This window comes from Actinomadura roseirufa (genome assembly GCF_900659635.1).
Classification (GTDB): Bacteria; Actinomycetota; Actinomycetes; order Streptosporangiales; family Streptosporangiaceae; genus Spirillospora; species Spirillospora roseirufa.
Map to the genome: position 1 here is coordinate 22,241 of NZ_CAACVB010000050.1, position 16,930 is coordinate 39,170.

General features: G+C 70.5%; 14 protein-coding genes. 4 read left to right on the plus strand and 10 right to left on the minus strand.

The genetic code is table 11. The features are described from left to right. Positions 1 to 7: 7 nt before the first annotated feature. The 4 genes from E1291_RS13870 to E1291_RS13885 all read right to left on the minus strand — a co-directional run bounded on the left by E1291_RS13870 (position 8) and on the right by E1291_RS13885 (position 5,345). A complete protein-coding gene (locus E1291_RS13870) occupies positions 8 to 2,098 on the minus strand; it encodes a 3-hydroxyacyl-CoA dehydrogenase NAD-binding domain-containing protein (protein WP_131738197.1) in 2,091 nt (696 codons plus the stop codon). Next, the gene (locus E1291_RS13875; protein ID WP_131738198.1) at positions 2,095 to 3,297 is read right to left on the minus strand and encodes a thiolase family protein; all 1,203 of its coding nucleotides are present in this window, start codon (positions 3,295 to 3,297) and stop codon (positions 2,095 to 2,097) included. The genes E1291_RS13870 and E1291_RS13875 overlap by 4 nt, the downstream gene beginning before the upstream one ends. A gap of 201 nt (positions 3,298 to 3,498) precedes the next feature. Continuing rightward, positions 3,499 to 4,686 carry a sensor histidine kinase gene (locus tag E1291_RS13880; protein WP_242614130.1) on the minus strand — a complete coding sequence of 396 codons (1,188 nt, stop codon included), beginning with the start codon at positions 4,684 to 4,686 and terminating at the stop codon, positions 3,499 to 3,501. Next, positions 4,686 to 5,345: a response regulator transcription factor gene (locus E1291_RS13885; protein ID WP_131738199.1), complete on the minus strand. Its 660-nt coding sequence runs from the start codon at positions 5,343 to 5,345 to the stop codon at positions 4,686 to 4,688. The genes E1291_RS13880 and E1291_RS13885 overlap by 1 nt, the downstream gene beginning before the upstream one ends. Before the next feature lie 399 nt (positions 5,346 to 5,744). Here E1291_RS13885 and E1291_RS13890 point away from each other — a divergent pair, with 399 nt between their 5' ends. Next, positions 5,745 to 6,914: a PucR family transcriptional regulator gene (locus E1291_RS13890; RefSeq protein ID WP_207400726.1), complete on the plus strand. Its 1,170-nt coding sequence runs from the start codon at positions 5,745 to 5,747 to the stop codon at positions 6,912 to 6,914. Between the two features lie 12 nt (positions 6,915 to 6,926). Here E1291_RS13890 and E1291_RS13895 read toward each other — a convergent pair whose 3' ends face one another. Further along, the gene (locus E1291_RS13895) at positions 6,927 to 7,793 is read right to left on the minus strand and encodes a hypothetical protein (protein WP_131738201.1); all 867 of its coding nucleotides are present in this window, start codon (positions 7,791 to 7,793) and stop codon (positions 6,927 to 6,929) included. A 242-nt stretch (positions 7,794 to 8,035) separates the two neighbouring features. Continuing rightward, a complete protein-coding gene (locus E1291_RS13900) occupies positions 8,036 to 8,881 on the minus strand; it encodes a helix-turn-helix transcriptional regulator (RefSeq protein ID WP_165495103.1) in 846 nt (281 codons plus the stop codon). Positions 8,882 to 8,980: 99 nt separating this feature from the next. Between E1291_RS13900 and E1291_RS13905 the strand changes: the two genes are divergently transcribed. The 3 genes from E1291_RS13905 (at position 8,981) to E1291_RS13915 (ending at position 12,670) form a co-directional block, all read left to right on the plus strand. After that, positions 8,981 to 9,739 (plus strand): SDR family oxidoreductase, encoded by a 759-nt coding sequence (locus tag E1291_RS13905; RefSeq protein WP_131738202.1) that lies wholly within the window; start codon positions 8,981 to 8,983, stop codon positions 9,737 to 9,739. A 147-nt stretch (positions 9,740 to 9,886) separates the two neighbouring features. Continuing rightward, the gene (locus E1291_RS13910) at positions 9,887 to 10,945 is read left to right on the plus strand and encodes a hypothetical protein (RefSeq protein ID WP_131738203.1); all 1,059 of its coding nucleotides are present in this window, start codon (positions 9,887 to 9,889) and stop codon (positions 10,943 to 10,945) included. A gap of 270 nt (positions 10,946 to 11,215) precedes the next feature. After that, entirely contained in the window at positions 11,216 to 12,670 is a 1,455-nt protein-coding gene (locus tag E1291_RS13915) for an aldehyde dehydrogenase family protein (RefSeq protein WP_131738204.1), read from the plus strand. A 1-nt stretch (position 12,671) separates the two neighbouring features. Here E1291_RS13915 and E1291_RS13920 read toward each other — a convergent pair whose 3' ends face one another. The 4 genes from E1291_RS13920 to E1291_RS13935 form a co-directional block, all read right to left on the minus strand. Continuing rightward, positions 12,672 to 14,051, minus strand: coding sequence for a 3-oxoacid CoA-transferase (locus tag E1291_RS13920; protein ID WP_207400727.1), 1,380 nt, complete (start codon positions 14,049 to 14,051; stop codon positions 12,672 to 12,674). Positions 14,052 to 14,080: 29 nt separating this feature from the next. Next, positions 14,081 to 14,509, minus strand: a complete 429-nt coding sequence (locus tag E1291_RS44605) for a Zn-ribbon domain-containing OB-fold protein (RefSeq protein WP_131738205.1) — start codon at positions 14,507 to 14,509, stop codon at positions 14,081 to 14,083. After that, positions 14,506 to 15,675 (minus strand): thiolase domain-containing protein, encoded by a 1,170-nt coding sequence (locus E1291_RS13930; RefSeq protein WP_131738206.1) that lies wholly within the window; start codon positions 15,673 to 15,675, stop codon positions 14,506 to 14,508. Before E1291_RS13930 ends, E1291_RS44605 begins: the two co-directional genes overlap by 4 nt. Next, the coding region (locus E1291_RS13935; protein ID WP_207400728.1) for a CaiB/BaiF CoA transferase family protein at positions 15,672 to 16,930 on the minus strand (1,259 nt) is incomplete at its 5' end. The genes E1291_RS13930 and E1291_RS13935, both read right to left, overlap by 4 nt.

Sequence of the window (16,930 nt, forward strand, 5' to 3'; positions counted from 1 at the left end):
CGGTCCGCTAGGCGGGCACCGAGGCGACGCCCGGGTCGAGGAACCGCTTGCCGGTGACCTTCTCCGCGACGCCCGTCCGGTCGAGGTACGGTGTGACGCCGCCGAGGTGGAACGGCCACCCGGCACCGAGGATCATGCACAGGTCGATGTCCTGCGGGGCGGCGACGACGCCCTCGTCCAGCATGACGCGGATCTCGTCGGCGAGCGCGGCGAGGGCCCGCTCCAGCACCTGCTCCTCGGTGGACGGGGCGGTCCCGCCGGAGAAGATCTCCACCACCTCCGGGTCGAGGGTGAAGTCGGGCAGGTAGACCCCCGGCTTGCCCGCGGCGACCATCGCGGCCAGGCCCGCCGACACCGGGAACCGGCCGGGGAACGCGGCGTGCAGGGTCTCGTTGACGTGCAGCGCGATCGCCGGGCCGACCAGCCCCATCAGCACGAACGGCGGCATCGGCAGGCCGAGCGGCGCGGCGGCGCGCTCGGCGGTCTCGATCGGGGTGCCCTCGTCCACCGCCTGGACGATCTCGGCGAGCAGCCGGAGCAGGACGCGGTTGACCACGAAGCCCGGGGCGTCCCGGACCAGCACGCACGACTTGCGCAGCGCCTTGCCGGTGGCGAACGCGGTGGCCAGCGCCGCGTCGCCGGTCCGCTCGCCGCGGACGACCTCCAGCAGCGGCAGCACCGCGACGGGGTTGAAGAAGTGGAAGCCGACGACCCGCTCGGGGTGGCGCAGCCCGGCGGCCATCTCGGTGACCGACAGCGAGGAGGTGTTGGTCGCGAGCACGCATTCGGCCGAGACGTGCTCCTCCACCTCGGCGAACACCTTCTGCTTGACCGCCATCTCCTCGAAGACCGCCTCGATGACGAAGTCGGCGTCGGCGAAGGCGTCCTTGGTGAGCGAGCCGGTGATCAGGGACTTGAGCCGGGCGGCCTTGTCGGCGGTGACGCGGCCCTTGCCGAGCAGCGCCTCGACCTCCGCGTGCGCGTGGCCGACGCCCTTGTCCAGCCGGTCCTGATCCAGGTCCGTCAGCACCACGGGGACCTCCAGGCGGCGCGCGAACAGCAGCGCGAGCTGGGAGGCCATCAGGCCCGCGCCGACGACGCCGACCTTGGTGACCGGCCGCGCCAGGGCCTTGTCGGGCGCCCCGGCGGGCCGCTTGGCGCGCTTCTGGGTGAGTTCGAAGGCGTACAGCCCGGCGCGCAGCTCGTCGCCCATGATGAGGTCGGCGAGCGCCTCGTCCTCGGCGGCGAAGCCCTCGTCGCGGGTGCGGTCCTTGGCGGCGGCGACGAGGTCCAGCGCCCGGACGTAGGACGGCGCGGCGCCGTGCAGCCGGGCGTCGACGGTCCACCGGGCCGCCGCGACGGCGTCGTCCCACGCCTTTCCGGTGTCGGTCTCGGGCCGCCGGACGGCGGTCTCGCCGGTGAGGACGCGGGCCGTCCAGTCCAGCGACTCCTCCAGGAAGTCGGCCGGTTCGAAGATCGCGTCGGCGATGCCCAGCTCGTGGACCCGGGGGCCCTTCAGCATCCGGTTCTGCGCCAGCGGGTTGTGGACGATGAGCTCCAGCGCCCGCTCCGCGCCGATCAGCCGCGGCAGCAGGTACGTGCCGCCCCAGCCGGGGACCAGGCCGAGGAATGTCTCGGGCAGCGCGAAGGCCGGCACGCCCGTGGAGATCGTCCGGTACGTGCAGTGCAGCCCGATCTCGACGCCGCCGCCCATCGCCGCGCCGTTGTAGTAGGCGAACGACGGCACGCGCAGCTCGCCCAGGCGGCGGAACACGTCGTGGCCCAGCCGCCCGATGGCGAGGGCGTCCGCGCGTCCGCCGATCAGCGGGACGCCCTTGAGGTCGGCGCCCACGGCGAAGACGAACGGCTTTCCGGTCACCCCGACGGCCGCGATGTCGTCGCGGGCGGCGACGGCGTCGAGCGCCGCGTCCAGCTCGGCGAGGCCGTTCGGCCCGAACGTGCTCGGCTTGGTGTGGTCGAACCCGTTGTCGAGCGTGATCAGCGCGAGCGTGCCCGCGCCGCGGGGGAGCGCGACGTCCCGGACGAGGGCGTGGGTGACGACCTCGTCGGCGAAGAGGTCCTTGATGCCGGTGCTCACTTGGCACCCTCCCAGATGACGTTCTCCCAGAGGACGGATCCGCCCATGCCCATCCCGACGCACATCGTGGTGAGGCCGTACCGGACGTCGGGGCGCTCCTCGAACAGCCGGGACAGCTGGTTCATCAGCCGTACCCCGGACGCGGCCAGCGGGTGCCCGAGCGCGATGGCGCCGCCCCACGGGTTCACCCGCGCGTCGTCGTCGGCGATCTTGAAGTGCTCCAGGAACGCCAGCACCTGCACCGCGAACGCCTCGTTGATCTCGATGAGGCCGATGTCGTCCATGCCCAGCGCGTTGCGGGCGAGCAGGCGCTCGGTGGCCGGGACGGGCCCGACGCCCATGACCTCGGGCTCCACACCGGCGAAGGAGAAGTCGACCAGCCGCATCCGGGGGGTGAGACCGAGCTCGCCCGCCACGTCCTCGGCGGCCAGCAGGCAGGCGGTCGCGCCGTCGTTCAGCCCGGCGGCGTTGCCCGCGGTGACGTTGCCGTGCACGCGGAACGGGGTCTTCAGCGCGGCGAGGCCCTCCGCCGTCGTCCCGGGCCGCGGCGGCTCGTCCTCGGTGGCGAGGCCCCAGCCCAGCTCGGCCGAGCGCACCGCGGCCGGGACGAGGTCCGGCTGGATCTTCCCGTCGGCGTAGGCCGCGGCGACCTTGCGCTGGCTGCGCACGGCGTAGGCGTCGGCCCGCTCCTTGGTGATCTCGGGGTACCGGTCGTGCAGGTTCTCCGCGGTCGAGCCCATGACCAGCGCGGACGGGTCGACCAGCTTCTCGGCGAGGAACCGCGGGTTGGGGTCGACGCCCTCGCCCATCGGGTGCCGGCCCATGTGCTCGACGCCGCCGGCGATGGCGACGTCGTAGGCGCCGAAGGCGATGCCGGCGCCGGTGGAGGTCACGGCGGTCATCGCGCCCGCGCACATCCGGTCGACGGCGTAGCCGGGAACGCTCTTCGGCAGCCCGGCCAGGACGGCGGCCGACCGCCCGATGGTCAGGCCCTGGTCGCCGATCTGGGTGGTGGCCGCGATCGCGACCTCGTCCACCCGCCCGGGCGGCAGGGACGGGTTGCGGCGCATCAGCTCGCGGATCGCGCGGACGACCAGGTCGTCGGCGCGGGTCTGCGCGTACAGGCCCTTCGGGCCGGCCTTGCCGAACGGCGTGCGGACGCCGTCGACGAACACGACGTCGCGTGCGGTGCGAGGCACGGGGTCGTCCTCCCTGTGTGGCAGCGGGTGGGGCAGCGGGGCTGGGCAAGCGGGGCGTCGCAGCGGTGCTACTCGCTGGTAACCCATCCATCGTACCCGCCGGTAACCACTGCCGCGCGGCCGCCCCGCCCCAGTCTCCTCCGATCGCGGGCCGGCCGCGCGCCGGACGCGCCACCGGCCCGGCCCCCGTGACCGGCCCGGTCAGGCGGTCAGCGCGGCCGGTTCCCGCGCGGCCGCCGCCGCGGGCAGCCGGACGGTGATCGACAGGCCGCCCCCGGGGCGCGGCACCGTCTCGATCGCGCCGCCGTGCGCGCCGACCACCGCCCGCACGATCGACAGGCCGAGCCCCGCGCCGTCCGCCGACCCGACCCGGTCGCCGCCCAGCCGCCGGAACGGCTCGAAGATCGCCCCGACCTCGTAGGACGGGACGGGACGGCCGGTGTTGACCACCCGCAGGAACGCCTCGCCGTCCCGGACCCCCGTCGCCACCCAGACCCGCCCGTCCCGCACGTTGTACTTCACCGCGTTCTCCAGCAGGTTCACCGCGCACCGCTCCAGCAGGACGGGGTCGCCGGTCACCACGGCGGGTTCGAGCCGCGCGTCCACGTCCACGGACGCGTCCATGCCGTCGAGCTGGTCGAGCGCGCTGCGCACCACGTCCGGCAGCGGCGTGCCCGTCCGGGTCCCGAGCTCCCGCTCGGACCGGGCGAGCAGCAGCAGCCCCTCGATGAGGCGTTCGTGCCGCGCGGTGTTGCCGAGCAGCACGTCCGCGAGCGCCTTGGTCTCCGGCGGGTTCTTCCGGCTCGCCAGCGCCACCTCCAGCACCGTCCGGTTGATGGTCAGCGGCGTGCGCAGCTCGTGCGAGGCGTTGGCGACGAATCGGCGCTGGGCGTCGAACGCCTTGTCCAGCCGGTCGAGCATCCGGTCGAAGGTGTCCGCGAGGTCCTTGATCTCGTCCTGCGGCCCCTCCAGCGCGATCCGCTCGTGCAGGGTGCTCTCCGACAGCCGCCGCGCCGTCGCCGTCACCGTGTGCAGCGGGCGCAGCATGCGCCCCGCCACCACGTACCCGATCACCACCGCGAGGACGCCGAGCACCAGCATCGTCACCAGCGAGCTCTGCAGCAGCTGCCGCAGCATGTCCTCCTTCTGGTGGGCCAGCTGCCGGTCGGACTCGGCCTTCAGCGCCATCAGCCGGTTCACGACGTCCGGCGTGCCCAGCTTCCGCAGGTCCGCCACCGTCCCCGGCGCGGCGCCCGTCCGTATCGACAGGCGCTGCTCCATCGTCCGCACGGTCAGCAGGTACGTCACCGCCACGAGCACGGCCGACATCACCAGGAACAGCGACCCGTACACCAGCGTCAGCCTGGTGCGCACGCTCAGCCTTCTCATCACGCCTCCAGCCGGTAGCCCGCGCCGGTCACCGTCTCGATCACCGGCGGCTCGCCGAGCTTGCGGCGCAGCGTCGCCATCGTCACCCGGACGATGTTGCTGAACGGGTCGATGTTCTCGTCCCACACCCGCTCCAGCAGCCGTTCCGCGCTCACCACCCCGCCCTCGGCCCGCAGCAGCTCCTCCAGCACGGCGAACTCCTTCCGGGTGAGGCGCAGCTCCCGGCCGTCCCGGGCGACCCTTCGGCGATGCGGATCCAGCCGGACGCCCCGCCGCTCCAGCACCGGCGGCACCGGCGTCCCCGACCGCCGTGCCAGCGCCCGCACCCGCGCCACGAGCTCGCCGAACACGAACGGCTTGGGCAGGTAGTCGTCGGCGCCGAGCGCCAGCCCGTCCACCCGGTCGTCCACGTCCCCGGACGCCGTCAGCATCAGGATGCGCCCCGGGTGCCGCCGCCCCACCAGCTGCCGGCACACCTCGTCCCCGTGGACGGTCGGCAGGTCCCGGTCCAGGACCACCACGGCGTACTCGGTGTGCCAGGTGCGTTCCAGGGCCTCGTCCCCGTCGTAGGCCACGTCGACGGCCATGGCCTCCTCGCGGAGCCCCTCTGCGATCGTGTCCGCCAGCACACGCTCGTCCTCGACGATCAGAACACGCATGTCCCGAGCATGACCGACGTCGGGTTAAGCCTCGATAAGCGGGCCGGCCGCCCGGGACGGCGCGAGTGCCCCCGGTCGTGGGCCGCCCGGCGGGGAAGCGGCGCCGCCGGGCACGGCACGGCTGTGTTCGACGCCATTCGGTGACCGGTTCTCCACGAGTGGTCGTCCATGTTCTCCACGTGATCGATGCGCGTGAATATTTTCAATATTACGAACACGTAAAGCGGCCACATGTGATGATCTTGTAATAGTGCATGTCGGGCCGATGAATCAGTGCTGTCAACCGTGCACGGCGGTGCGTCCACATTATGCCAGCGCGTTATTGGAATCGGGTTCCATTGATTAGTATCGGCTGCCTCAGACATCTCCCGCGATGGGCGGTACGCCGCTATGGGCGACATGTTCGAGCACCTCAGGGCACGGGTGGAGGCCAACGCCCGGCGCGCCGTCGAGGTCTACACCCATCGGCTCGCCGAATACCGTTCCATGACCTACGGCGGGCGGGGACGCGCCACGCTGATGGACTTCGCGGTGGTCCTGCGGCGGCGCACGGCCGACCTCGCCGCGGCGGACGAGCCCTTCACCGGCGACGACCTGGAATTCATCACGTCCGTCGGCCGGGAACGCGGAGAAAAGGGCGTGTCGCTGGAATCCCACCGCGGTGTCCTCGCGCTCCATTCGGCCCTCACACTGCGTGAGGTCCAGGAGGCGGCCGGGGCGGACGACACCGACGACCTGATGCGGATGCTCGGCTGGCTGGGCACCCAGGGCGCCATCGCCGGGCACGCCTACACCTGCGGTTTCATGGACGGGCAGAAGCACTTCATCCCGTTCCTCACCCGCGTCGAGATGCTCGCCGACCTGCTGCTCGCCGACGACCCCACCGCGCCCGCCCTGGCCGGCGGCCTCGGCATGACCCTCGCCGACCGGTACGTGGTGACGGTCGTGCGAGTCGCGGGGGACCGGGCCGCCGGCGAACCGCACGAGGAGATCATCGAGATCCTCCTCAAGCACTATCTGACCCCGATGACCTGGCACCGGCCGGAGGAGTTCGTGGCGCTGGTGCCGTCCCGCGACGGCGAGCCGCCGGACCGCGCCCTCGCCCTGGCCCGCGACTTCGCCGAGATGGCGGCGCGGCCCTGCGCGGTCGGCACCGCCGCCGGGACCGTGCGGGCGCTCGCCGGCGCCGCGTCCATGGCGCGCCAGGTCAGCGCCGCGGCGCCGCTGGAGACCGTCCCGAGCCGCACCCACACCATGGCGGACGTCTTCGTCGAGCTCGGCACCGCCCACCTCCCGCACGTCGACGGCTGGCTGCGCGAGGTGTCCGGCCGGCTCTCCGGAGGCCCCGCCCTCCTGGCCACCCTCGACGCCTACTACCGCCACGACATGAACCGGCTGCTGACGGCCGCGACCCTGCACATCCACCCGCGCACCCTCGACTACCGGCTGCGGCGGGTACGCGACCTGACGGGCCTGGAACCGAACTCGACGCAAGGGGTCCGGGTCCTGAGCGCGGCCGTCACCCGCACGCTCTCCGGTGCCTGGCCCGACGGGGACCCACCGACATGACGCGAGGCCGGGTCAGATCCGCTCTGCCTCACCGACGCATCCGGTGAGCACATCAGGACGCGGCCCATCGGCGAGGCGTTCCTGTCCATGCACTTCGGCCTGGCCAAGGCGCTCCGCATGCTCGGCGACCCGGCGCGGTGCCATGTAAACGCCGAGGGTGATGCCCGAAGAATTGATGACCCGCACCGTATAAGTCTTCCCGGGAACCACCCGCTGGGGAGAAAAACGAATCTCGGTGGTCGCGTTGTTGGTGATGGGGGTCGACTTCTGGAACACCGTATCCTTGCCGTTGAAAATGCCCAGCGTGACATCCTCCGGGTGCTCTTCGTCTCGGTGGCCGATGACCACGGCGATGCTCCAGAGATAGTGCTTGCTCGGCCGAAATGGCTGGTCAACGCCTCCGACCCGGGTTATCTGGTACGGCTGGGCCCCCTTGGCGCTGTCGTTGGTCACCTCGTACGCGCAGCCGGTGTCCCTGAATCCGGGGCCCGGCTCCCGAATGGGCGGGCCGTCTGTTTCCCCTTTCGCTTCGGAGGTGCTCGTTCCTCCGCTCGGGCGAGGTGGGCTCGCCTCTCTGGTCGGGGGAGACGCGCTCGGCTCCCAGGTCGAGCTGGGCGTGCTCGTCGGCTTCGGATCCGCTGAGAGATCGACGTCGAACCCGACAAGGGCGGCGGCCACGAGCACGGTGATGCCCACGGTGCCCCCGGCGATGACGCGCTGCCTGCGCAACATCGGCGTCGGCATCGGTGAACCGCCGCTCGGCAGCAGCGGGAGCAGCCCGAAGACGACGGCGACGACCGCCCCCAGGCACCCGGCCACCCAGCTGGCCGTCTCCAGGTTCCACGCCAGCGCCGTGAGCGTGAGCCCGCCGGCCGTCACCAGGCCCCCGACGAGCCCCCAACCCCACCTCGGATCATTCCCGATCACTCCGCCCCCCGCGCCATGAGATCACGCGGACCAATGGACCGAACCGGACCACTGATCCAATGCCGCTTATAGGGAAGAACTGTAAAGAGAATCCATCCGAAGGGGGCGTCCGATGCCCTCATGCGGCCAGGAACGCGGACCGGCCGGGTGTCCATTCCAGCGATTCACGGACGATCCTGGAATGAAATTCGCCGCTACCGGCGCGAACCGGCCCCGGCGGGCCGCAGCGTCGCGAGCACCTGCAGCTTCTCGAAGCCCTCGGAGCCGGGAGGCGCGGTGAGCACGAGCAGCGCCTGCGACTGGTCCTCGGTGAACAGGGCCTGGCAGTCCACCTCGATCGCGCCCAGTTCGGGGTGGATGAGCGTCTTGTGGTCCGCGTACCGCTGGGCGACCTCGTGCCGCTCCCACAGCCCGGCGAACTCCGCGCTCGCCTTCAGCAGCGCCCCGACGAGCTCGCCCGCGCGCGACCGCGGCCCCATCGACCCGTACGCGGCCCGCAGGTTCGCGACCTGCGCGCGGCTCTGCCGGTCGCGGTCGCCCTCGGGATAGCGCAGCCGCTCCGAGGCATCGGTGAACCACCGGTAGATCTCGCTCCGCGCGAGGCCCGTGAGGCCCGACCGGTCCCCGAACAGCGCCACGGCCATCGCGTTCTGCACGAGCGTCTCGTTGAGGCCGGACAGGATGAGCGCGGGCGTATCGTCGAGACGGTCGAGCACCCGCAGCAGCTGGGGCGCGACCCGCGTCGCGGCCGCCACCTGCTCGGGCGCGCTGCGTCCCGCGATCCGGAACAGGTAGGCGCGCTCCTCGCCGGTCAGCCGCAGCGCCCGCGCCAGCGCGCCGAGCATCTGCTCGCTCGGCTGCGGCCCGCGCTGCTGCTCGAGCCGGGTGTAGTAGTCGGTCGACATCACGGCGAGGGCCGACACCTCCTCGCGCCGCAGACCTGGAGCGCGCCGCCGCGTCCCGGCGGGAAGCCCGACGTCCTCGGGGCGCAGCGCCTCGCGGCGCCGGCGCAGGAAGTCCGCCATCGCTGCACGATCCATGCCCCCATTATCCGGGACCGGCGCGACCGAGCCAGGGACCGCCGATCCCCCGATGACCGCTCTCTGCCCCGCGCGCGCCGTCCCGGCAGGATCGGAGCCATGAACATCTCCGGCAACACCATTTTCATCCCCGGCTCCACCGGCGGCATCGGCCTCGCCCTGGCCCTCGCGCTCCGGGCCAAGGGCAACACGGTCATCATCGGCGGCCGCCGTGCCGACCGGCTCCGGAGCATCGCCGCCGAGCACCCGGGGATCGACACCGTCCAGATCGACACGACGGACCCCGCGAGCATCGAGTCCGCCGCGAAGACCGTGCTCACCAGGCACCCGGACCTGAACGTCCTCGTCACGATGGCCGGCATCATGCGCGTCGAGGACTGGCACCGGCCCGACTCCATCCTCGCCAACGCCGAGTCCGTCCTGACGACCAACGTCCTCGGCCCCATCCGCCTCATCGCCGCCTTCGTCGAGCACCTCCAGACCCGCCCGGACGCGACGATCGTCACCGTCTCCTCCGGCCTGGCCTTCACCCCCCTCAAGGCCACCCCGACCTACAACGCGTCCAAGGCCGCCATCCACATGCTCAGCGAGTCCCTCCGCCTGCAACTGGCCGACACGACGGTCAAGGTCGTGGAGCTCGTCCCCCCGTCCGTCCAGACCACCCTGCTCCCCGGTCAGGAGACCAGCGACTTCGCGATGCCCCTCGACGACTTCGTGACCGAGGTCGTCGCCCTCCTGGAGACCCAGCCCGACGCCAAGGAGATCCAGGTGGAGCGCGTGAAGTTCCTCCGCCACGCCGAGTCCCGCGGCAGCTACGAAGAAGCAGTGCAAATCCTGAACACCAACGACCCCCACTAGCCCCTGACTCACCCCGATCCCGCCCCTCGCCTCTGGTATGGCCGAGGTTTCCCTGAGGATAGATTTCAACTGCCGGCCGAGATCATATACAACCGCGTCGCCGACCCTGGCGTCCAAGTGATGAAACCGCCCGCTCGGAGGGCGGCGGTGATCGCTGTGGCAAGAAGTTTGCGGGTACGCGAGGGCGACACATTAGTAAGCCTCTTTGAGGCGGCCGGAGTTGTTGAGATGCACGAATTTGTGCGCATTATTCTGGTTGAAGTATTTCTCTTCGTGTGGCCGATGCTCTTTATTGTTCGCGCCGCTGTTCGTGGGTTTCGTGAGGGGTTTATCGCGTCCGCTCCATTGAAATTCTTTGGCGCCATCCTGGTCGGAGTCCTGATAGCGGTGGCCACCAGGGACTCGTCTGGTGAGGGTACTGCGTGCGGGAGATACGTTCGCGCCGAACTGGAGTTCTTTGACCTGTTCGCGTTCGGCTTCGTCGTTATCCTCCTCCCGCTTCGCTACCTTCGAGCAACAGAGCGTATGGCCGTACTTCTTGAGCGGGAGACGTGGGGACGGCCGGCACGAATGGCCGACGGGATCGTCGGGGCAGTCGTCGCGGTCTTCACTGCGCCATTGCTGGTGGGCTTGATTCTCACTGCGCTGCAAGTTCCCCCCTCGCCACTGGCCAACGCTCTGGTGCGCATTTTTCGCATGGTGCTTGATGGCCCCCTTATTATTCTGTCGCGAGGTTTCGGTGCTGGCTCGATCGCGTTGGAGGACGGCCTCGATCGGTTGGCGGCGGCCGTGACCGGAGAAAAGGGATTAGCGTTTCCCGTGTGTCCGGGAGATTCTTATGATGGGGCCTATGCTCCGCTCGCCTTGCTCGCGCTCGCACTCGTCCCCGTTATGGTGGCTCTGTCATTTGAACCTCTGCTTTATGGAGCAGAGTTGCTGAGGTTGATCTCCGGGCGTCCGCTGCCGAGCCTGAACTCACTCTGTCCCGTCTGTTGCGGGTATGGCGTCGAAGGGCGTCGGAATATCTTGCTTCTGGGTGTGCTGTGCTCCGAATGCGGCGGAAGTGGGATGTATCCGGCCCCGCTATTTTGGTATTCATTTGGAGGGTTCGTTGTTAAAGTCCTCGTGGCGGGCGCATGCACATTCTTTTTGTGGCTGGGGTTGGACCTAATGCTGTATGGGATTCAAGCTGCCTTGGGTAATTAGGGTCGCTCTGTCCGCCGGGGATGCTCGGCCCTTGTCCGCTGGCCTGCTCGCGGTGGTGGCCGCCGACGCCCGGTCGTGGTGCGACGTCTGGTGCGACAACGGTGGCGACCATGCTGTGATCGCTCACTCGAAGCGCCGGTGAAAATGTTCACCGGGTGACGTTCTCGGCGCAGCATTTTACCGACCTTCGGTGCGCTGAGCTCGTTATCCATGCCCCTATTTATCTGAGTGAGAGGTTGCTAGAATAAAGGCTCCCAAGAAAGGATTGTCATGACATTTGACGCGCCTTCTAGTGGCGACCTCTTCGTGTCCTGGATCGACGGATCGTGGCGCGAGAGCGACAAGCGGTATCCGGCGGTCAACCCGGCCTTGGGTCGGCCGTTCGCCCATTTGGCGGCGGCGTCGGCACAGGACGTGGACGCCGCCGTCGCCAGCGCCGGGGCGGCCTTCCAGAAGGCCCGCGGCGCGGGGGCCGTCACCCGCGCCGCGTGGTGCCGCTCAGCAGCTCAGGCGCTGCTCGCCTCGCATGAGGAGCTCGCCGGGGTGCTCTCCACCGAGCACGGCAAGCCGATCGCCGAGGCCCGCGGCGAGGTGCTGTTTGCGGTTCGCGGGCTGGAGATGGCCGCGGAGTCCGTTCTCGCCCTGGGCGGGGAGACCCCGCACGTGCAGGACACGAACAAGCGGGCGATCGTGCGGCGCGAGGGAATGGGCGTGTGGGCGGTCATCACCCCCTGGAACTTCCCGGTGAACATTCCGGTCGAGTACCTCGGCCCGGCCCTCGCGTCCGGCAATGCCGTGGTGTGGAAGCCGGCCCCCAGCACGGCCGTCGTGGCGGCGAAATTCCGGGAGATCCTCCTCGCGGCGGATTTTCCGCAGGAATTGGTGCAGTTGGTGATCACGGACGAGGTCGACGTCGCCAGTCATCTGGTGACGCACCCTGGAATTGTCGGGGTCGGCTTCACCGGTAGCAGCGGAACCGGCCAAGCCATCGCCAAGTCGGCCTGGCAGAAGAAGCTCCTGCTCGAACTGGGTGGAAACTCGCCCATCCTGGTTCTCGGCGATGCCGACCTCGAAATCGCCGCGGCGGCGATCTCGAATGCGGCGTTCTTCAACGCGGGCCAGGTGTGCAGCGCCGCCGGCAAGGTGCTGGTGGCGGCGTCGTGCGCGGACGAGCTCACCCGGCTGCTCGCGAAACGGGCCACGGAGACGGTCGTGGGCTCCCCGCTGGACCCCGAGGTGACCATGGGGCCGGTCCACCTGGAGTCCAGCATCGCTCGCTTCGACAGGTTGATCAAGGACGCTCAGGAGCACGGCGCGGACGTCGTGACCGGTGGTGAGCGGGTCCAGGGCGACGACGGCTTCTTCTTCTCGCCCACCGTCATCACCTCCGTCGGCCGTGACGCCGCCCTCTTCAGCGAGGAGACCTTCGGCCCGGTCGCCTCGCTGTCGGTCTTCGACGACGAGGAGGACATGGTCGCCGCGGCCAACGCCGGCGACTTCGGGCTCGTCGGCTCGCTGTTCACGACCGACCTCTCCAAGGCCTTCCGGATGGGCGAGCGCATCGACTGCGGGCTGGTGGTGGTCAACGACTCCTCCAACTACTGGGAGTACAGCCTGCCGTTCGGCGGTGCGGCCGGACGGCGGTCCGGCCGGGGCCGGCTCGGCGGCCGCTGGGTCATCGACGAGTTCAGCCAGGTCAAGACGCTCGCCATCGACGTCCGGTGACCTACTCCGCGGGCAGGGCGACGTCCATTTCGGTCAGCGCCGCGACCTCTTCGAAGGAGAAGCCGGGAGCGACGGTGTCGAGCCGGAAACGGTCGCCCTGCCAGCGGAAGACGCCGAGGTCGGTCACGACGATGTCGACGAGACCGCGCCCGGTCAGCGGGTAGTCGGTCCGCTCGACGAGCTTGGGCCGTCCCTTGGCGTCGCACTGGGTCATGAGCACGATCACGGTGCGCCCGCCCGCGACGAGGTCCATCGCTCCGCCGATGCCGCCGCCGACCATGCCGGGGGCGCTCCAGTTCGCGATGTTCGCCTGACCGTCCACCTGGAAGGCGCCGAGCACGACGGCGTCGACCCGGCCACCGCGGATCATCTCGAAGGACGTGACGCTGTCGAAGAACGAGGAACCGTCGTGCAACGTCACGTACTGGCCGCCGGCGTTGTACACGGCGGGATCGAACTCGTCCTGCGCGGCCACCTGCCCGTAACCGAGGACGCCGTTCTCCGAGTGGAGCACGATGTCGCGGCCCTCGACGTAGTTCGAGATCAGCGTGGGGATGCCGAGGCCGAGGTTCACGTAGCCGGGCTCGGGGAGCAGGGACGCCGCGATCTCGGCCATCTGGTCCCTTGTCCATGCCCGCTTGCCGTTGTACTCCCGGGCACTGCTCCCGGTGCGGCCCTCGCGCCGGGCCGGGACCTCGATCGGCACGTCGATCGTCGCGGTGACCACCCGGTCGACGAAGATGCCGGGGAGCCCGACCTCCTCGGCGTCGATCACGCCGTCGACGATCTCGTCGACCTCGGCGACGACCACGCGGGCGCCCTTGGCGAAGCTGGGCATGAAGTTGCGGCCGACGCCCCCGAACTGCAGGTTCCCGAAGCGATCCGCCCGATCGGCGCGGATGAGCGCGTAGTCGACCTTGAGCCCGTGCTCGAGGACGTGCTCGACACCGTCGATGACGCGGGTCTCCTTGCCCTCGGCGATCGCGGTGCCCACCCCGGTGCGGGTGAAGAACGCGCCGATGCCCGCGCCGCCGGCGCGCAGCCGCTCGACCAGGGTGCCCTGGGGGACCAGCTCGACCTCGATACGGCCCGCCGAGATCTGCTCCTCGGCCGCGGACCTCCCTTCGCCCGCCCGCGCGGAGAACGACACGATCAACCTGTTGACCTGGTGGTTCTCGATCAGGGTGTTGGAGCGGAACGGCCCGCTGCCGAGGGAGTTGGCGACGATGCAGAGTTCCTTGGCTCCCTGCTGCCGCAGCGCCACGGTGAGGCTGGACGGAAAGCTGTGGACCATTCCGAAGCCGGCGATGGCCACGCTCGCGCCGTCGGGAACGTCGGCGACGGCGTCCTCGGGCGAGGGATAGATCTTGTTGATCGTCATGGCAGTCGTCTTCCTTCAGCTCGTCTCTCTCACGCGTCCACGAGGCGGAACCGCGGCAGCGCGGATCCCTCGCCCGTGTCGAAGAACGCGACCTCGACCGGGGCGCCGATGGAGACGTCCTCGACGGGGCAGTCCACGATGTTCGTCATCATCCTGGGGCCCTCTTCGAGCTCGACGTAGGCGAGCACGTAGGGGGCGGCCTTGGCCCACGGGCCCGGCACCTTCCGGACCACGCTGAACGTGTAGACCGTCCCGCGCCCGCTCGCCTGTTCCAGCACGGTGTCGGTGCTGTGGCAGAACGGGCAGATGGGCCGCGGGTACCAGCTCGCCTCGCCGCACTGGGAACAGCGCGTGATCAGCAGCCTGCCCTCGAGCGTCGCGGCCCAGTACTCGGCCGTGTCCGGGTTGATGATGGGGGCGGGAACGGGGAGTGCCGAGTCGGTGCGAACTGTGGTCATGAGTCCTCTCTTCCGAGAATCATCGTGGCGCTCCGCATCCTGGTGCCGAGGTCGCCGCCGTTGCCGTGCACGAGCGCGATCTGGCAGTCGGGGACCTGGACGCCCTCGTTCGCCTCGTCGCGGAGCTGCCGGACCGCCTCGATGAGCTTGGTGATGCCCCCGCGGTGTCCCGGGTGGTTGTTGGCCAGGCCGCCGCCGTCGGTGTTGAAGGGGAGCCGCCCGAACGGCGCGACGAGCGCGCCGTCCTGGACGAAGCGTCCCCCCTCGCCCTTCTCGCAGAAGCCCAGGTCCTCCAGCATCATGAGCACGGTGATCGTGAAGCTGTCGTAGATCGACACGTAGTCCACGTCGGCCGGCGTCACGCCCGCCTCCGCGAAGGCGCGCGGCGCGGACCAGACCGCGCTGGAGTAGGTGAGGTCGGTCCTGCCGCCGTTGACGATCTTGCCCGCCTCACCGGAACCCAGGATCTTCACGGACGCGCGGGGCAGGCTCGCCGCGATCTCCGGGCTCACCACCACCACGGCGCCGCCGCCGTCGGTGATCACACAGCAGTCGGCACGGTGCAGCGGGTCGGCGATGAGCGGCGAGTTCACCACGTCCTCGACCGTCAGCACCTTCCGCAGGAAGGCGTTCGGGTTGTGCGAGGCGTGGATGGTGGCGGCGACCTTGATCTCCGCGAGCTGCTCGCTCGTGGTGCCGTACTCGTACATGTGCCGGCGCGCGGCGAGCGCGTAGGTGCTCGTGGACCCCACGACGCCGTACATCCGCCCCTCGAAGCCGTCCTCCGGCACCACCGGCCCGCCGCCGCCGGGCTGGATGCCGGTGCGCGGCTTCCCGGCGAGGGAGACGAGCGCGACGCTGCACTTGCCGGCCGCGATCGCGGCCGCCGCGTGCGAGACGTGATAGATCGGCGACGCGCCGCCGCTCTCCGTCGCGTCCATGTAGCGCAGGTTGCGCAGGCCCATGTAGTCGGCCATGGAGATCCAGCCGGCGCCCGCGGCGTCGTTGCCGCAGAAGTAGCCGTCCACGTCCTCCATCGTCAGGCCCGCGTCGGCCAGGGCACCGAGGCAGACCGTGGCGTGGATCTGCGCGAGCGAGTCGTTCGGCAGCTCCCGCCCCGGATGCTCGAACGCGCCGGCAAGGAATGCCCGCCCGTTGATACTCATGCCGTTTCCTTTCTGCCGGTGAAACCCGGGTCCGCGAATACTGCCTCTTGGTCTTGTCCCAGCGCCGGCGCCGGAGCCGGGTCCGGCGGGGCGAAGTCGCGCATCGTGAACGGGAACCCCTTGCGGCGGGATCCGTGGTCGCCCAGGAAGACCCGCCGCTCACGGAACCGCGGTTCGCGCCCGCGTTCGGCCGCCGAGAGCACCGGCGCGTTGGGCACTCCGGCCCCGGTCAGGGCGCTGACGCACTCGGCCCGGGGACGAGCGCGGGTCCACGCCCCGATCAGCTCGTCCACGAGCGCCTCGTGCTCCCACCACCACTCCTCGGGCCTCCCCGTCAGGACCTCGGGCGCGATGAGGGCCGCCAGCGCGTCCCGCGCGGCCTGACCGCGGCACGCGACCGCGACCCATTGGCCGTCGCCCGCGCAGGGGTAGACGTCGTGCGGGGTGGCGCCGGGGCGCCGGTTGCCGGTGGGCGCGGGAAGCACGCCCGTCGCCGTGTGCTCGGCGATCCGGTCGGCGAGGGTCCAGCTGATGAGCTCGCGCTGCGAGACGTCCAGGTGGACGCCGCGGACGCCCTGTTCCAGGCAGTAGGCGACGAGCCCGGCGCCGAAGAGGGACGCCGCCTGGTCGGGGTAGTTGACCTCGGCGGACGACCACATCGGTCCGCCGTCGAGGTATCCCGTCACGGAGGCCAGCCCCGACAGGAGGTCGAGCGTCGACCCGTACGACCTGCGGCCGGCCTCGGGACCGTCCTGTCCCTGGCTGGACAGCGAGAGGTAGACGAGCCTCGGGTTGACCGCGCGCAGGGTCTCGAAGTCGGCCCCGAGCCGCTCGGTCACGCCGACGGTGAAGTTCTCGATCACCACGTCCGCCTGGGCGGCCAGCCGGTGCAGCGCCTCGCGACCCTCCTCGGTCTTGAGGTCCAGCACCACGCCCAGCTTGCCCGCGTTGTTGGACGCGAACATGGGCGAGACGTCCAGGCCGTTCGTGCCCGGGACCAGGCCCGCCACCGGCCAGTGCCGGAACGGGTCCGGCCGGCTCGCCGACTCGACCTTGATCACCGTGGCGCCGTAGTCGGCGAGCAGCCGTCCGGTGGCCGCGCCCGCCGTGATCGTCCCGAGGTCCAGCACGGTCACGCCCTCGAGCGGCGCCACCCGGCCGGATCGGAGGGCGTGGGGGGCCGCTCTCTCGCCGGGCGCCGCCGGCGCCGGTACCCGCCGCCGTGCGTGCTCCCACGCCCGCGCCGCGACCGGGT

Coding starts and splice junctions, on each gene's coding strand:
- E1291_RS44605 (WP_131738205.1), bottom strand. CDS start 14,509: ATGACCACAGTTCGCACCGACTCGGCACTCCCCGTTCCCGCCCCCATC.
- E1291_RS13890 (WP_207400726.1), top strand. CDS start 5,745: ATGTTCGAGCACCTCAGGGCACGGGTGGAGGCCAACGCCCGGCGCGCC.
- E1291_RS13930 (WP_131738206.1), bottom strand. CDS start 15,675: ATGAGTATCAACGGGCGGGCATTCCTTGCCGGCGCGTTCGAGCATCCG.
- E1291_RS13905 (WP_131738202.1), top strand. CDS start 8,981: ATGAACATCTCCGGCAACACCATTTTCATCCCCGGCTCCACCGGCGGC.
- E1291_RS13885 (WP_131738199.1), bottom strand. CDS start 5,345: ATGCGTGTTCTGATCGTCGAGGACGAGCGTGTGCTGGCGGACACGATC.
- E1291_RS13900 (WP_165495103.1), bottom strand. CDS start 8,881: ATGGATCGTGCAGCGATGGCGGACTTCCTGCGCCGGCGCCGCGAGGCG.
- E1291_RS13880 (WP_242614130.1), bottom strand. CDS start 4,686: ATGAGAAGGCTGAGCGTGCGCACCAGGCTGACGCTGGTGTACGGGTCG.
- E1291_RS13915 (WP_131738204.1), top strand. CDS start 11,216: ATGACATTTGACGCGCCTTCTAGTGGCGACCTCTTCGTGTCCTGGATC.
- E1291_RS13920 (WP_207400727.1), bottom strand. CDS start 14,051: ATGACGATCAACAAGATCTATCCCTCGCCCGAGGACGCCGTCGCCGAC.